This is a genomic window from Methanoregula sp. (assembly GCF_028679125.1).
Taxonomy (GTDB): Archaea; Halobacteriota; Methanomicrobia; order Methanomicrobiales; family Methanospirillaceae; genus Methanoregula.
Genome location: NZ_JAJRCG010000011.1, coordinates 1 through 14,625 on the forward strand (window position 1 = coordinate 1; position 14,625 = coordinate 14,625).

At 52.7% G+C, this 14,625-nt stretch carries 16 protein-coding genes; 5 read left to right on the plus strand and 11 right to left on the minus strand.

Translation table 11 applies throughout. The annotated features are described in order from the left end of the window. Window positions 1–380: 380 nt before the first annotated feature. The 7 genes from LUQ43_RS08595 to LUQ43_RS08625 all read right to left on the minus strand — a co-directional run bounded on the left by LUQ43_RS08595 (window position 381) and on the right by LUQ43_RS08625 (window position 7,812). Entirely contained in the window at window positions 381–1,181 is an 801-nt protein-coding gene (locus LUQ43_RS08595; protein ID WP_299966334.1) for a carboxypeptidase-like regulatory domain-containing protein, read from the minus strand. Further along, window positions 1,150–2,154: a hypothetical protein gene (locus tag LUQ43_RS08600; RefSeq protein WP_299966336.1), complete on the minus strand. Its 1,005-nt coding sequence runs from the start codon at window positions 2,152–2,154 to the stop codon at window positions 1,150–1,152. Before LUQ43_RS08600 ends, LUQ43_RS08595 begins: the two co-directional genes overlap by 32 nt. Window positions 2,155–2,704: 550 nt before the next feature. Next, on the minus strand, window positions 2,705–2,875 hold the full coding sequence (locus LUQ43_RS08605) for a hypothetical protein (protein WP_299966339.1): 171 nt from the start codon (window positions 2,873–2,875) through the stop codon (window positions 2,705–2,707). 371 nt (window positions 2,876–3,246) lie between these two features. Continuing rightward, on the minus strand, window positions 3,247–3,537 hold the full coding sequence (locus LUQ43_RS08610; protein ID WP_299966341.1) for a hypothetical protein: 291 nt from the start codon (window positions 3,535–3,537) through the stop codon (window positions 3,247–3,249). A gap of 417 nt (window positions 3,538–3,954) precedes the next feature. Further along, on the minus strand, window positions 3,955–5,580 hold the full coding sequence (locus tag LUQ43_RS08615) for a serine hydrolase (protein WP_299966343.1): 1,626 nt from the start codon (window positions 5,578–5,580) through the stop codon (window positions 3,955–3,957). A gap of 131 nt (window positions 5,581–5,711) precedes the next feature. Continuing rightward, the gene (locus LUQ43_RS08620) at window positions 5,712–7,343 is read right to left on the minus strand and encodes a serine hydrolase (protein ID WP_299966345.1); all 1,632 of its coding nucleotides are present in this window, start codon (window positions 7,341–7,343) and stop codon (window positions 5,712–5,714) included. Window positions 7,344–7,497: 154 nt separating this feature from the next. Beyond that, window positions 7,498–7,812, minus strand: a complete 315-nt coding sequence (locus tag LUQ43_RS08625; RefSeq protein WP_299966348.1) for a hypothetical protein — start codon at window positions 7,810–7,812, stop codon at window positions 7,498–7,500. 129 nt (window positions 7,813–7,941) lie between these two features. On the opposite strand from LUQ43_RS08625, the gene LUQ43_RS08630 reads away from it, so the two are divergent. Continuing rightward, on the plus strand, window positions 7,942–8,592 hold the full coding sequence (locus LUQ43_RS08630) for a flavodoxin family protein (protein WP_299966351.1): 651 nt from the start codon (window positions 7,942–7,944) through the stop codon (window positions 8,590–8,592). Window positions 8,593–8,795: 203 nt separating this feature from the next. On the opposite strand, the gene LUQ43_RS08635 is transcribed toward LUQ43_RS08630, so the two are convergent. From LUQ43_RS08635 to LUQ43_RS08645, 3 genes are all read right to left on the minus strand, one after another. Continuing rightward, the gene (locus tag LUQ43_RS08635; protein ID WP_299966354.1) at window positions 8,796–9,065 is read right to left on the minus strand and encodes a hypothetical protein; all 270 of its coding nucleotides are present in this window, start codon (window positions 9,063–9,065) and stop codon (window positions 8,796–8,798) included. Window positions 9,066–9,332: 267 nt separating this feature from the next. After that, window positions 9,333–9,911, minus strand: coding sequence for a hypothetical protein (locus LUQ43_RS08640; protein ID WP_299966357.1), 579 nt, complete (start codon window positions 9,909–9,911; stop codon window positions 9,333–9,335). A 159-nt stretch (window positions 9,912–10,070) separates the two neighbouring features. Further along, window positions 10,071–10,712, minus strand: a complete 642-nt coding sequence (locus LUQ43_RS08645; protein WP_299966360.1) for a DUF1847 domain-containing protein — start codon at window positions 10,710–10,712, stop codon at window positions 10,071–10,073. A 157-nt stretch (window positions 10,713–10,869) separates the two neighbouring features. Here LUQ43_RS08645 and LUQ43_RS08650 point away from each other — a divergent pair, with 157 nt between their 5' ends. The 4 genes from LUQ43_RS08650 (at window position 10,870) to LUQ43_RS08665 (ending at window position 13,152) form a co-directional block, all read left to right on the plus strand. Next, complete coding sequence (locus LUQ43_RS08650) at window positions 10,870–11,160, plus strand: helix-turn-helix domain-containing protein (RefSeq protein ID WP_299966371.1); 291 nt, start codon at window positions 10,870–10,872, stop codon at window positions 11,158–11,160. A 416-nt stretch (window positions 11,161–11,576) separates the two neighbouring features. After that, window positions 11,577–12,542, plus strand: coding sequence for a heparan-alpha-glucosaminide N-acetyltransferase domain-containing protein (locus LUQ43_RS08655; RefSeq protein ID WP_299966372.1), 966 nt, complete (start codon window positions 11,577–11,579; stop codon window positions 12,540–12,542). Then, window positions 12,539–12,784 carry a hypothetical protein gene (locus tag LUQ43_RS08660; protein WP_299966373.1) on the plus strand — a complete coding sequence of 82 codons (246 nt, stop codon included), beginning with the start codon at window positions 12,539–12,541 and terminating at the stop codon, window positions 12,782–12,784. Before LUQ43_RS08655 ends, LUQ43_RS08660 begins: the two co-directional genes overlap by 4 nt. Next, on the plus strand, window positions 12,781–13,152 hold the full coding sequence (locus LUQ43_RS08665) for a hypothetical protein (protein ID WP_299966374.1): 372 nt from the start codon (window positions 12,781–12,783) through the stop codon (window positions 13,150–13,152). Before LUQ43_RS08660 ends, LUQ43_RS08665 begins: the two co-directional genes overlap by 4 nt. A 193-nt stretch (window positions 13,153–13,345) precedes the next feature. Here LUQ43_RS08665 and LUQ43_RS08670 read toward each other — a convergent pair whose 3' ends face one another. Further along, window positions 13,346–14,599, minus strand: coding sequence for an MFS transporter (locus LUQ43_RS08670; protein WP_299966375.1), 1,254 nt, complete (start codon window positions 14,597–14,599; stop codon window positions 13,346–13,348). Window positions 14,600–14,625 lie beyond the last annotated feature (26 nt).

The following is a 14,625-nucleotide window of genomic DNA, read 5'->3' on the forward strand; positions in this document are numbered from 1 at the left end:
CCGCTGGCTGATACAGAGATCAGGTCCCGGGGTATTCGCACGATCCGGTGAGTCGCAACGATGTCCCACGTTCCAGATAATCCCGGTGGAAAAATCCTGGTGCTGCGGCAGTCCGGGACCGATGGGGTGGATGAGGATCGCGAGGAAAAAAATGAAGAGCATGATAAAGGGTATCGTGCCCCATATGATCCATCTTTTCAGATCTGCTGTTTCTTTCAAGGTTTCATTCTCCAGACAATTGTATCCTTACGACGGCCTCACACAGGTATCCGCTGCCCAGACCCCGTTGTTATAATGGATGAAGTGTGTAATCCAACGGAGCGTGTCCGATGGAAATATGAGACCGATACATTCACCGTATTGGCAATGAGTGAAATAGGTTATTGTGTCCGCGCTCTCAAAGAAATAATCAGAGCTCCGAGTATTGCAACAAGGCACAGAACAGAAGAAAAGCCGGGCGCAGGTTGTGTTACAGGTTCAAGAACAAAGTCGGCTGTGTTGAGATTTTTATTGAAGATCATCTCTTTTGTGACATTTGTATACCCTTCTTTCTCAACACTCATAGTCTGCCGGAAACCATGTGCATTGTTAATACGATATGAGCCATCGGCTTCCGATTCCACGGTAACCGTTTTTGTATCATAAGTCCTGAAAAATTCTGTGCGGATCGTAGCCCCTTCGACAGGATCCCCATCAGGAGTTGTAATTTTCCCGGAGATGGTTATCCTCAGGGGCAGGTCAGGCATCCCGGTTTCGACTCTAATATTCCGTGTCCGGAAGACATGGTTCCCGGCTATATCTGTTACAGTGACAACGATTCTGTCCAATCCCTTTGCTACTACAACGTTACAACCGAATGAGGATTGATTGCCACAGTTAATTGATCCCTCACTGGAACTGACGATAATTGACTGTAATGGTACCGGGCTTTTCACCTCACCGGTCACCCAGATGTGGTGTGGTACGACATCCGATAAAAAGAACTCATTTTCCTGAGGAGTGATGATGTCAATACTAAGAGTTGAATCGCCGGCAAGATTTGTCGAAGTCACGACCCCAGGTTGCGCGTTGATCGCGGGAATAATCATCAACAACCCGATCAGGACCGGTACGGTATATTTCCAGGCCCGGGAAAAAAATAAAAAATTATTACGAATTGTCATAGGAATCACGTGTTCCATTTTGATCGTCCGCTCGTAGAAATTTTAGCACTGCCGGCAGAACATAATAAAGAATTGTCGCGATACCAGCACCCAGTACACAATTTACGACAATCGAGATCAGTGTCTGCGGGAGAAGATCCGGTTGTTTGAAAATTCCTGCTGAGAATACGATGCCGATAAGGGCAACCAGCAATACGGTTGCCCATGTGACGCCAAAAACAAAGAGATTACGCAGATCTGGATTGATCTTCGGCAGCGTGCGGAGTGCAGGGACAAGCGCGATCAGAGCCATGAAGACCAGCGGGAACACCCAGACCGGGACATACTGGCCAACATCCCGCCCCATAGCGCCGAAATATGAACCGGCGATCTCGCTTGCGATTGCAAGGCAGATTATGCTCACGGCCATAACACCAGAAGGGATCCATTTCATACATTTTACGAGTACGAGCGCTGCTATCATGGCATACAGAGCAACACCCGTCTGGTAGGTCAAAAGAATTGCCGATGCGGTCACTGCGCCAATAAGGATGATTTGCGTAGGCCGTGATGCAACATGGTCGAAGATCTCCCGTATAACAAGGAAATACCCGAAGATTGCCGTTGCGATGGCAACCGCTGCGATGAATGGCGAGATTGCCAGGATCCATTCGGGCATGCTGATGTTGTTGCCCGGGGTCATCAAAACAGAATCGAAATACGAATAATAGAGTGTTGTAGTCCCGATCAATGTACCGAGAAGAAGCAGATAGTTCCACCAGATCTTCAATCGCATGCGGAGAACAAGAAAAATAGCCGGAACCAGCGCCCCTATGAGGATTGTGATGTATCCCAGAATTGTGGAGAGATCGTTCCGGAACGTCTGCCAATTCCCGGTGATGAAAAGTTCGGGAAACCATGTATCCATGTATGTCTGGATTAGATACGCGGCGATGGAAAATGACAGTCCCGATACGATGAGGATACATGCCTGGGACTTTTGCGATCGCATGCGCAAGCCCAGAAAAAAAATGCACACCGCAATCAATACGCCTAAAAGAAAAATATCCCGTTCGATTATGAACGATGGCAGAGGGCCGGTGGATATGATGTTCAATGGTTTCCCATCAAACAACCGGCCTATCAGTGAATACATTTATACGATCTCCATTAGTATCAGTTCATTATTTTTTTAACATAATAAAAAAATGGTTTTTTCCTCCGGCATCATGGTTGGATATACACAGGATTTGTGTATGTCCAATTGTTGAAAACAATATACCGGGATACTGATGTTGACCAGCCGTCGTTGATCTCAAGTGCGTCAAATGCACCATCGGCCCACCCGACAACAGCAACGGAGTGATGGCCATAGGGGTTTGTCTGACCTAATGCCGGGCTCGCGCTCCCATGAACCTGTACATCAGCTTTACTTTTGCTCAGCCCGATCAGAACCGGTTTGAAAATTATTCAACTCCGATCCCAACTGGAAATTTTTTTCAAGTCCGATCAGAACCGGCCCGCAAAAAGATAAACCTCGTTGCACGTTCATTTTACGTTCCTCACTCATTTTTCTTCACCCAGAACACGTACGGAAACCCGGTCGGCCGCGTGCCAATCCCCAGGTCGTACAGCGCGAGCCGGATCCTCCGCGTAAGGGAACCGGGTTTCGTGGAGGCGAGGATCGTCTCCCGTGTTACCGGCGCCAGCGGCGGGACGAGCGGTGACTGCATAGTGTCTCAGGGGATTTGGATAGATATATGCGTATTCCCGTAACCGGACACCGGCAAAAATCCGGGGGGACTCCAGCCCGATACGGGTCTGCACGCCGGTTTCTCTGACGGAGCCCCTTTCCCCACCGACGTATACCCCCCGGAAAACAGCCTCTCCTTCAGATCCCATCTCCCCCAACCCGTATTCCCCTCCGTTTCGCCCCTGTATTAGCGCTATTTACGTTCGCAATTCCACGACGTGAAAATAAGGGGAAAACGGGGACTTAGTCCCTCATTCTGGCGAATTAGTACCTCATTTTGGGGTACTTAGTCCGGATGGGGCTCCCGGGGCCGGGAGTCTACGACGGAGACGGGATTACTCTCCCTCACCCCTACTTCCAGCATTTATGCTCACAGGTATCCTGGTCCGTTGAGCACTCAGGTTCACCATTACTGACATCGGTTGTACTGTCCTCCAGGCAGTTGAAATAGGCTTCATGACACTTCGACAGACAGGTGGCGAGCGGAGAAAATGACGGCTGGAGATTTGACGGTGCCGTCAATGCGTCATGCGACGGTTTTTCGATAGCGAAATAATACGCGCCGGCAATGATGCTACCGAGGATCGCAATGCAGATCATAAACAGTACGAGGCTGGCAAGCGGGGATTTTGTATCGGTCATTTTAAAAAACCCTCCTGATGGATGAATTGTAATTCTAGGGTAGGTAAAAATCCCATATAAACGAGTGGTTTTTGGAAAAAAATAACCTGAAAAATTCCAAACATACATACCGGGACACCGGATGCCAGGATCCGCATCCCCATCATTGCCCGATCCCAGATTGTATTGATCCGGACCACTTTTGTTGGCGCCAACAATCTGGTGCAGGTTTCGCCAGCGTGACCTGTCACACCATGCAATAACAAAGATGCGGGACTTCATGGAGCAGGAACGTTCTTCCTTTTCTCCATGATACTTTTGACAATTTTATCCGGATCTTTCTCACGGAGTTTCTTCCGGTCCCGGTCCAGTCGCCGCACCAGGTCTCATAGATCCGGAGGAACCGGATTGCATCATCCGGTCCCCCTCATCACCTCTTCACGTCCGGTCAAATGTCGCGTTCCCGTCAACGGCAAAGAGCGATATCGTCACCTGGCGGGCGGTGGCATCAGGTCCGGGAGTGAAGGTGACCCTGCCATTAAACGTCGGGCTCCATTGCGGGCACGTTGCGGAGAAGGTATTCCCGTCCCAGGGAGACAGGTTGTAGATGATCGGTCGTTTCCCGAAGGTAAGGGTCAGGTTCCCGTTATCTTCGGTAACGGTGGCCGTACCATAGACATCATTCGTGTATGACCCGGTGTACATGCTAATGGCCTGGGGTGGAGTAGCATTTGCCGGCCGGACCGGCCCGGGAAGAAGGAGTGCGACGCTGTCATTCCGGTACTTCTTCAGGGATTCTGCACTGACGTCAGGGTTTTCCATGCCCACATACCGGTTGTAGAACGTCCGGCCGAGCGCATCGGGAAGGGCTGCGTCAGCATTGTTTGCCAGGATCACGATCCCGGTGTTTTTGTCGGGGATCATGAGGACCATCGCATGGTTGCCCAGCGTCTCACCGTTGTGCCAGACAAGGGACGGGTATCCCGGCTGCTCCTCGTACACCCATCCCTGGCAGTAATACGGCTTCGAAGCATTTACCGCGCTCACAATTGCTCTCGGGGTTCTCGGGGTGTGCATATAGGCCATATTCTCCGGGCTGATCAGGAGTTTTCCTTCATAGGACCCGTTACCCAGCTGGAAGATTGTCCAGGTGGCCATATCCTTAACGTTGGCATTGATGCCGCCGGCCGGTCCCATGACCGTGCTGAAATCATTGAACTGCCAGTCGGGGTCCGTAACAACCGGCCCGGTCGTGTTGCCGATGACACCGGTCGTGTGGAGTGAGGTATGGTCGGGGGCCGATCGGAATGCAGCATAACTCGTGGAAGCGCTAGTCATGTTGAGCGGGGTGAAGATCCGGGTCTTTAAGTTCTCTTCCCAGCTCATGTGGCTCGTCTTCTCAATCGCCGCGGCGGTCACGAGGAAGGCCAGGTTCTGGTACGCGAACTCCGACCGGAAACTGGAGACCGGTTCAGCATACCGGAGGGCATGGATCATGTCGCTCCGGGTGTCCCCCACCATGGCAAGGTCCGTTCCCCAGTAGCCCGGAAGACCGCTTCTCTGTGAGAGAGAGTCGGTGATCGAGTACTCATGGGTCACCCAGGGGTCTTTCATCTGGAAGTCCGGGACGTACCGGATCACCGGATCGCTCCAGTTCATCCGGCCGCTGTCCACTTCCATGGCAGCGAGTGCAGCCGTGAATGCCTTGGATGTTGAGCCGATCTGGAAGACCGTGTCGGTAGTGACGGGGTCGGAACCGCCGGCGGTCTTGACGCCGTAACCTTTCACAAAGACGATCTTCCCGTCCTGTACAATGGCAATGGCCATACCCGGGACGTTCCAGTCCTGCCGTGCTTGATCAGCATAGGTATCGAAGCTGGCGATGAACTCGCGGAGCTGGGTCTCATTCTGCGGATTCACCGCTGTGCCGGAGTGAGGCTGGACCTGGGCAGGAGTGGCGATGGGCTGAATGATGTCAGTCCCGGTTGTCGCAGTACAGCCGGCGGAGAGGACAAACAGTGCAAAAACAATGAGGCAGAGAAGACATCCGGTAGAATTCTTCATACACGAATGTTACCGTGATTATTTTTTAACCTGACGAAACGATGGTCTGGCAGATGAGATGAACTGCATTTTAAATCATGGTTGACGGGGTACAGGGTACCACGGCACCTGTATAAAAAAAGGGTTTTTGTCTATCCAGCACCGGTCCGGACAAAAGTCGCGTCCTGGTGGAAGAGTTTCTGCAGGAAGAGTGACGTTGTCAGGTTGCGGACCGTGCCATCGGGGGATGTGCCAAACGTCACCCTGCCATCGTACGCCGGCCCCCAGGTCCATACCGGGCAGGTTGATTTGAAAGTGTTCCCGTCCCAGGGTGAGAGATAGAGTGTAATGGGATCTTTCCCGAGCGTCAGGGTCAGGTTCCCGTTCTCTTCAGCAACGGTCGCCGTGCCATAGACCGTGCTCGTATAGATGCCGGTATACTGTTCCAGCGGGAGGGGAGAGGCCGGATTCTCCGGCCGGAGAGCGGGTTTTGGGAAGAGGAAGTCCTTATAGACCCCGGAGTACGGGCTTGTGGTGTCCAGAGCGGGATCCGGTGTGTAGGTACTGTAATACATCCTGTAGAATGTGTCGCCGACATCTTCATTGAGGCCAATCCCGGCTTCGTTTGCGAGAACAACGATGCCCAGGTTCTCCTGGGGGACCATCAGGATATAGGCATGGTTGCCGAGGGTCTCACCGGTATGCTTGACCACCGGGGGCGTCCCGTTCATCTCCTGGTATATCCAGCCCTGGCAGTAATATTGTCTGGAATCGGCTGTCGACTCTTCGGCCATCGGGATCCGGGGCGTGTGCATGTAGGCCATATTCTCCGGGCTTATGAGCCGTTTCCCGTCATAGGTCCCGTTCCCGAGCTGGAAGATCGTCCATGTGGCCATGTCCTTCACGTTCGCATTGATTTCCCCGGCCGGTCCCAGATTGTCGGTGATCGTATTGAACCGCCAGTCGGGATCGGTAACAACCGGCACAAGGGTACCATTGGGCAGCTCCCCGATCATATGAAGACCCGCGTGGTCGGGTTCCGATACGAATGCAGCGTAACCGGTGGAACCGCTCTTCATGTCAAGCGGGGTAAAGATCCGGGTCTTCACGTTCTGTTCAAAGTCCATCCCGCTAGTATTTTCGACTGCTGCGGCATCCACGATATAGAAAATATTCTGGTACCGGTACGTGGTCCGGAAACCCGTGACCGGCTCTGCATACCGCAGTGCATGGATAGTCTCGCTCTGGTTGTACCCCAGTGTTGCAAGATCCTGACCCCACTTCTCGTACAGGCCGCTCCGGTGGGCAAGTGCATCGGTGAGCGTGAACTCTTTTGTGATCCAGGGATCGCTCATCTGGAAATCCGGGACATACTGGATCACCGGATCGTTCCAGTTCATCCTGCCGCTGTCCACTTCCATGGCTACAAGGGCGGCCATGAATGCCTTTGAGGTGGAACCAACCTCGAATACGGTATCCGGTGTAACGGGGTCGGATCCCCCGGCGGTCTTTGTGCCATATGCCTTGACAAAGACGATCTTCCCGTCTTTGACAATGGCGACTGCCATGCCCGGGACATTCCATCTCTCCCGTGCCTTCTCCGCATAGGTATCCAGGTGGGGAATGACCTCCCGGAGCTGGGTATCATCTTGGGAATCCACGGCATTGCCGGAGTGGGACAGGCCCGTGGAAGGCGTAAAAATGGGTTGAATGATACCGTTCCCGTCTGTCGCAGTACAGCCGGCAGAAAGGATAACCAATGCAACAAAAATCAGGATAATCATCAGATGATGAGAATCATTCATAAAGGAAAATTACCGGGATCAGGTTTTAACCTGACGAAATGCTATGGCTGGTATGCAGGATATCCCTGCATAAAACACCGGCAAAAAATGGATCTCTCCGGCATGCCCTTTACGTGCGGCTGGTGTTCCCGGGTTATGGTACAACCGTGTCGGGCCCGGGAGGGGAGATTGGAACGTTTGGATTGCTGACAATGGAGACAGACCCGGGGTTGGGATTTGTAGCAGAATATGCCTGTTGGAAATTGTTGCCGGACTCAGTGAGGGTAACGAGCCGGGACGTTTGCGGAGGATCGGTCTTGAAGTCCGGCTGGTGCAGGGTACTGTCCGGTACCGCGAGCGGGGTGCCGTTCACGTGTTGCAGGAAATACCCCGGCGGGGTATTCCGGATCCGGTACTGTACGAAGAAATACTCACCGTTCTCACGACAGAAGACGGATGTTGTCATCATACCCGGTCACATGACGTTCAGCGATAGGGTCATCGGGTTATCTGATGAGCGGCCGGAGACGTCAGTGTTCCAGGACTCTCCCGTCGCCAAGTCCTCATCTATTTTACCCGGACCTTCCAATACCAGATTATGCACCTGATCGCATTCAACGGGAGCCCGCGGAAGAAGTGGAACACTGCAACGCTCCTTTCCCATGCCCTGAAAGGCGCCGAATCGGAAGGGGCAACAACCGAACTCTACAACCTCTACGATCTGGACTACCGCGGCTGCACCAGCTGCTTTGCCTGTAAGCGCCTCGGCGGGAAGAGTTACGGCCACTGCGCCATAAAAGACGACCTGAAGCCGATCTTCAGGAAGGTCGAGAAGGCAGACGCGATCCTCATCGGCTCGCCCATCTACTACGGGGCGATCACTGGGGAAACCCGGTGTTTCCTTGAGCGGCTGGCATTCCAGTACTCGGTATACGATCCACCTCGATCCACGCTCTTCCCAAAAAAGATCCGGACCGGGTTCATCTACACTGCCGGGGCGTCGGAGGCGATGGTACGGGAGATGGGCTATGAGCGCAATGCCCGGCTGACGGAGATGGCAATGGAACGGATCTTCGGCTCCTGCGAAGCGCTCTGGGTTACTGATACGTACCAGTTTTCTGACTATGCGAAGTACATGTCCACGCTCTTTGACCCGGAGGAAAAGAAGCGGCACCGGGACGAGCAGTTCCCGAAAGACTGCGCGAATGCATTCGCCCTTGGGGCACACATGATCAGGAACAGCGGATAAAAGTATACCGGTCACCCCCGTATTTCCTCTCCCCACCTTCTTTTGCCGTTTTGGGCTCCGGGACGGGTTTTACGTGGGGAATAAGGAAGGGGGTTTTCTCCGATGGCAATCACTTAATGTCCAATGGAGATAGGGTGATCTGATCGAACCAAAAATCAAAATGGATGGGGACCTCCCATCGATTCCCCCCTGCCCGTTATCAATCAATCTTTCCACTGGAGTGCCGAGTCCATTTCGGCTATGCTGGTGCAGCAGTCCTTATAGCAGCACAGCGATACCCAGCGATTATTGCTGTAGTCATACGTACACTGCTCATACGTGTACATACACTCATTTGATGGCACCTGCACGTTCTTCTGTTGCGGGAGATCGACCGCGTAATAATGCACTCCGGCAATAAACGCCCCGGCAACCGATAAGCAGATCATGAACAGTACGAGATTGGCAAGCGGCGATTTTGCAGATTCGGACATGATAAAAAACCATCCTGATGAATTAATCGTTATTATCTGGTTAGGAACAGGGATATTTAAACGGTGGGAATCTGGAAAATACCCTGCGAATATTTTCCAATGCAAGGGGCCGTCAGGCCGCGAGCATGAGAAGTCTACGGAAAAGGTCTACGTAATGCGAGGGGTTCTGTTCGCACCGGAAAGCAAACAGGGGGTCCCGATCCGGCCCCCTGCCAGCCCCCTCAACAGCGGTCACCCGATTATACCCTGAGGCATTATTGTCCGGGCCTACTTCACGATCACGGTCAGATTGAACAGGAGACCCCCCGCTTCTTCAGGTCTGATGACCAATTTTCCGTTAAGGACCGATGTCCCGGGGCTGACAGCCCGGTACCGGGCCCGGTAATAGCCGGTATTATTCCAGAAATCGTTACCTGTATAATAGGTTCCGTCATTCACCAGTTCGAGTCCGCACCCGGAGACAGGGACCGTCCAGCGCATGGCAAGTGACGGGGCAAATCCAAGGTTGATCTCAACAATGTCCCCCTTCCCGAGCACAATAGTCCTGTCGGATTCGCTCCGGTTCAGGGAATACCGGATGTCGGGCATCGGATCCTGGATCGGGACGGATGTATCAACCGGAACAGGGACCCGGGGAGCAGCAACCTGAGGATCGCATTGGGTCGCCGGACTCTCCTCCGGCCCGGAGCCGGTCTGATTGACAGGAGATACAAGAGCCTGCGTGCTACCGGGAACCGGCACGGTTGACGTGGCGGGCTGCGTCCCGGTGCAGCCGGCTGCTCCTGTCAGGAGGATGAGGATTGCGATCATAATGCACGTGAACCGAATCGGTCGGCAGGTATCCATGCAGAACCTCTGGGACAGGATACGATAAAATATTCTGTCACCGATCAGCCGGGTCCCTTTTTGAATCGCAAAAACAGGTCCGGGCAATTCACGGAGAACATTGCGAACCCGGGAACAACCGGTGGATATCGGTCTTCGCCCAAGGGGCCTACCCTGCACTCATGTTCTGACAAACCGGTCCCTGAAAAACCCCCTGCTCTGGTACAGGGCGGCCACAGGATTATGCCCCAGAGAACGGTCCTTAACAATGAGTGGCGTTGTCTCTGCTTTGCAATTTCGCAGGAATAAAATGTCGTGCCCGACACAGAGTCCTACCATAATGTTCAGATCTGTTTTTTCCCGGTTGAGTACCTCTGCCTGCAATATCGGGTTGCAGAATATTTCCCCGGGCATGCCGAGCTCCTGCGGGTTTACTTCCCCGCAGAGACATGACAGGGAAACTACTTCGAACCCGTTGCCTTCCAGGATGTCAGATAATAATCTCGCTTCCGGCATCAGGGCATAACACGTGGCAATGCCCAGTCGCTTCATTCCCCGGATGTGTGCGTATTCGATGATCTCATGAATCCGTGTCCAGGAGTACTTCTCGTTCTGTTTTTGCGGGTCGAGCACTTTTTTCATCAGGCCAAGCCATCCCTGGATCACAGCCCGGTTTTCCGGGAGCTTATATTTCTCTGTTGTCTCCTTCACCAGATCCGGGTACTTTTCGGCAGGGCAGGATGATGGTACTTTTTTGTTCTTTTCGTGTGAACCGCACCGGAGGATACTGCATTTTACGCATTGCGGGCTGTCATGTTCCATGAAAAATCTCCTTAAACAATCCTCAGGTTACCCGTATGGTTACAAATATCAAGCAGAAGGAAAAATGTAACCTTGTTACCAGAAAATAACTATTGGGGGAATTATGTCCGAATCCAGAATACAATCCAAATGTCCCGTGGAATTATTTTGTGAGGTCATGGGAAGCAAGTGGAAGATCCTCATCATCTGGAACCTGAAGAAAGGAACACTCCGGTTCTCCGAGCTCCAGAAAAAGATGCATAACGTGAACTCGAAGACCCTCACCACGCATCTTCGGGAACTGGAGAACCTGAAGATCATCTCAAGGGTTGCGTATCCGGAGGTACCTCCCCGTGTTGAATATTCCCTCACTGACTATGGTAACGATCTTTTCCCGGTATTCGATGCAATGAGGATATGGGGGTTACATTACCTGGAATGCGAAGGAATATCGGCGAAGATTTGTTAGGCTTACTTTTTTCTGTAATTTTTCGCCAAATCACTCCCCTTACCGGTGCAACGGCAACCCACGTTCTGCGAAATTTTGTATGCCGTTTCCCAAAACCAAAGTAAATAGGGGTCTCCTGCATATCCCCCCCATCGTTTCCGGGCATACCTCAATCCATCCCTCCCGATCATCACTGGTTCCAATCACGATGTCAGAGCCTCGCTCAATAAAATCATGAGAACACATTTGTATCCCGGTAAATGCGTTAGGCAAAATCCGGCAAGGCATTTTGCGCGTCAGGCTGCCTCGCTGTGTGATACGAGAAAACATACTCCCCCTCCGGGTTCGGTACGATGGGTGTGGTTCGCCAACCCCCTCTCCCCCGACAGGTCAGACCCTGACTTTTCCACCGGTAACCGGTCTATACCGGCCGATTTTTGTCGCCTGCACCGGACTGGTTCCGTTTCCTCTCATCCCTTGCAGCACCGCTCTTTATCGTCACCGCCGGGATGATGGTTGCCCTGTCATGGACCGGTAAGGGCAGGTCACTGGGGTACATAGCCCTCAGGGGCGGACTCGTGATCCTCGCCGGGGCATTCCTTCAGCTGCTTGCGTTTGATACCATCCCGTTCATCGACATGGATGTCCTGTACCTCATCGGTTTTTCCCTCCCGGTTGCATACCTCTATCTCGGTCTTCCGGAACGCAAACGCTGGATTGTTATTGTCGCAATCCTCTTACTGACTCCGGTTCTCTGGATGGGGTTCGGGTACAACCAGGATGCCATCGATCCTGCCATCTCTCTGATCCTCTCACCCGGTTCCGGTACTTCCGTCCCGGGAATACCTGATATCGTAAAGTCCTGGTTCATTGACGGATGGTTCCCGATCTTTCCCTGGCTTGCCGTCGCCCTTTTCGGGGCCGAGATCGGGATCTACCGCTGGGGAAAGGATGCAGTGCGCACGTTCCGGTATAACAAAGAGGGACTGTTTGCAGCGGGACTCCTTGTTGCCGGCGGTGGTCTCTGGGGACTTATCCCCGGCGCCCAGTATGTAAGGGTCGGGTACGTAGAACTCTTTTATCCCCCGGTAGCCGGCCTGCTGGTTTTCAGTGCAGGGTTTTTCCTGCTCGTATTGACCGTTCTCGATCATCTCCCGGGGCAGTATTCACTCATGGATCCGTTACGGGTAACCGGCGAATGTTCGCTTGCCATCTATCTTCTTCACTATGCAATCATCGAGAAGATCATATGCCCGCTCGACATCAGGTTACCCCTCCCGGAGTTCTTTTTCTGGTATTTTGTTCTCCTGGCCAGCATGATCCTTGTCGCGTATCTCCTGCGATACATCAGGAAATCATGGCGTCATCAGCCGTTCATTGTACGGTTCCTGATCGGAAGTTGAAAAAAAACGTCTCCCGGCCGGAATCTGCCGGGAGTGAATATCCGGTCAACCAAATCTCATTTTTATTTTCGGCCCGCCCCTTGCTAAAAAATGAAAATTCCCGGATGCTGTTGCCAGGTTTTGTTTTTCGTTGCTATGGTTCCCCATTTCCGGAAAAATTTCCTGAAGGTCCCGATCCGCAACAACAAATAACGGGTGGGTATAATGAGTTAGCTGATCAAGGATCAGGAGACGAACAATGAAGAAGACAATTGCTGTTCTCATACTCATCATCGCGACGGTGTTCCTTGCGGGCTGTACGTCAAGCACGGTCTCCGGTCAGGACACCGCCCGCGACACAATCCGGGCCCATTACGAATATCACGAGGACTGGTCGCCGGGTTTCGGGTGTTATGGAAAAGTCTCCGGGTATACCTACAACGCGGGAAACATCTCGGCTGAAAACACTGTGCTGGCACTCAACCTCGTCAACAGCAGGACCGGTACTATCCGCGACTCGCGTTCCGTGTACATCGGTACGATGGGAGCCGGGCAGTCGGTCATGTTCGAGAGCGTCCTTGACGGTGAATGCATGCAGGATTACCGTGTCGAAGGATATGTTGAACCATAATCTTCCGGATTGTTCCTGCACAGGTAGATCTCCTGGCTCAGGTCGGCTGATTATTGACGGATAATGAATGGTATGGATTTACTGGAGAGGGGGTGGCATATCTTAAAAAAGGATTTCTACAAAACTCAAAATTTGTAAAAAAATATCCTATACTAACTTTTGGTCAGTGGTGGACTTTATTCAATCACCAAAATTATTTCTGGGCTGCCAGGGGCAGATCGATCGGGGCGGCCTGAACAGGGTAATACTTCTCCTTTATCAGCGCGACAACATACGGCACGGCGAGCACCAGCGCCATGCACCCGAATGCAAGGAACATATTACCGTATGTTGTCACCAGGGCAATGACCGGCACGACAGCAAGTGCGGAAGCAAACTGGCCGATGTTCAAGGACACGGAGAACCCGCCCATTGCCCGCCCGAGAAACTGCTGGGGGGTGATTGCGGCAATCCAGGTCAGGATCGTTGGCATCAGCAGCCCCTCGCCAACCCCGACCAGGATCACGGCGAGCCCGACCATGACAAGCGACGTGGCAAACCCTAATATGCACAGGCCGAGTCCAAAGGCGAGAAGGGTAACGGTCAGGATCGTGTACCGGTGGAATCTCCAGGCAATTCTCCCGTAAAAGATACCCAGAATTGCCGAGGCACAGCCCCCTATCCCGAGGAATATCCCGGCGGTAAGCGCGGTGTTCTCGCCCAGAATCCGTGCTGCATCCATATTCGCGATCAGATAGGGGAATTTTGTCGGCATTAAGAAGAACAGCAGGTTCCCCATGAACAGGGTGACATATGCCAGGAGGAGAGGGGTGATCGGGAAGGTTTCACCCGGGGCGGTCTTTGTCTCACCGGGTGCTGCTTTGCTCTCCTCGCATTTGCGGACGGGCTCTTTCATTGTTAAAAGAACCCCGAAGAAAATGAGGACGCCAAGCAGGTAAATGAGGAATGCTGCACGCCAGGAAATCCCGGCAAGTAATCCCCCGCTTGTCTCAAGAATCAATACCCCGACACCCATTGCAGCTGCCTGGTAACCGAGCACTCTGGCGCGGGAAATTCCATCGTAATAACAGACAATCAGGGCGGATGTCGTGCAGATGATACCGGCAATGCCGATCCCGAGAATAAACCTGCCAGCCAGTATTGCAGGTATGGAAGTGAGATAATATCCGGAGCTTCCTGCAATGGTGAAGACCGCAACGGAGGCTGCAAGAACCCTGATTTTGCCGATCTTATCTGAAAGAATCCCGAGGAATAATCCCGTGATGGCAATTGCAAGCGCGGGGAGTGTAACAATCAAAGAGATGCTGGCATCGGATGCATCGGGAAATGCCTGGCTGATCAAGGGCAGAGCCGGTGCGACCGCTGCCCCTCCCATGAGAATCATCATGGCTGCAAGCATGAGAAAAAGAAATGTCCATTTTGTTGGTTTGAACTGGGTGACAGTCATTCCTATTCACTGGTCAAGATCAAAAT

What these genes read in the sequence shown, in the direction of transcription:
- LUQ43_RS08645 (WP_299966360.1), bottom strand. Translation starts at nt 10,712, where the DNA reads ATGGAACATGACAGCCCGCAATGCGTAAAATGCAGTATCCTCCGGTGC.
- LUQ43_RS08665 (WP_299966374.1), top strand. Translation starts at nt 12,781, where the DNA reads ATGAAGAAGACAATTGCTGTTCTCATACTCATCATCGCGACGGTGTTC.
- LUQ43_RS08610 (WP_299966341.1), bottom strand. Translation starts at nt 3,537, where the DNA reads ATGACCGATACAAAATCCCCGCTTGCCAGCCTCGTACTGTTTATGATC.
- LUQ43_RS08595 (WP_299966334.1), bottom strand. Translation starts at nt 1,181, where the DNA reads ATGGAACACGTGATTCCTATGACAATTCGTAATAATTTTTTATTTTTT.
- LUQ43_RS08630 (WP_299966351.1), top strand. Translation starts at nt 7,942, where the DNA reads ATGCACCTGATCGCATTCAACGGGAGCCCGCGGAAGAAGTGGAACACT.
- LUQ43_RS08650 (WP_299966371.1), top strand. Translation starts at nt 10,870, where the DNA reads ATGGGAAGCAAGTGGAAGATCCTCATCATCTGGAACCTGAAGAAAGGA.
- LUQ43_RS08670 (WP_299966375.1), bottom strand. Translation starts at nt 14,599, where the DNA reads ATGACTGTCACCCAGTTCAAACCAACAAAATGGACATTTCTTTTTCTC.
- LUQ43_RS08615 (WP_299966343.1), bottom strand. Translation starts at nt 5,580, where the DNA reads ATGAAGAATTCTACCGGATGTCTTCTCTGCCTCATTGTTTTTGCACTG.
- LUQ43_RS08605 (WP_299966339.1), bottom strand. Translation starts at nt 2,875, where the DNA reads ATGCAGTCACCGCTCGTCCCGCCGCTGGCGCCGGTAACACGGGAGACG.
- LUQ43_RS08635 (WP_299966354.1), bottom strand. Translation starts at nt 9,065, where the DNA reads ATGTCCGAATCTGCAAAATCGCCGCTTGCCAATCTCGTACTGTTCATG.
- LUQ43_RS08640 (WP_299966357.1), bottom strand. Translation starts at nt 9,911, where the DNA reads ATGGATACCTGCCGACCGATTCGGTTCACGTGCATTATGATCGCAATC.
- LUQ43_RS08600 (WP_299966336.1), bottom strand. Translation starts at nt 2,154, where the DNA reads ATGCGATCGCAAAAGTCCCAGGCATGTATCCTCATCGTATCGGGACTG.
- LUQ43_RS08620 (WP_299966345.1), bottom strand. Translation starts at nt 7,343, where the DNA reads ATGATTATCCTGATTTTTGTTGCATTGGTTATCCTTTCTGCCGGCTGT.
- LUQ43_RS08625 (WP_299966348.1), bottom strand. Translation starts at nt 7,812, where the DNA reads ATGATGACAACATCCGTCTTCTGTCGTGAGAACGGTGAGTATTTCTTC.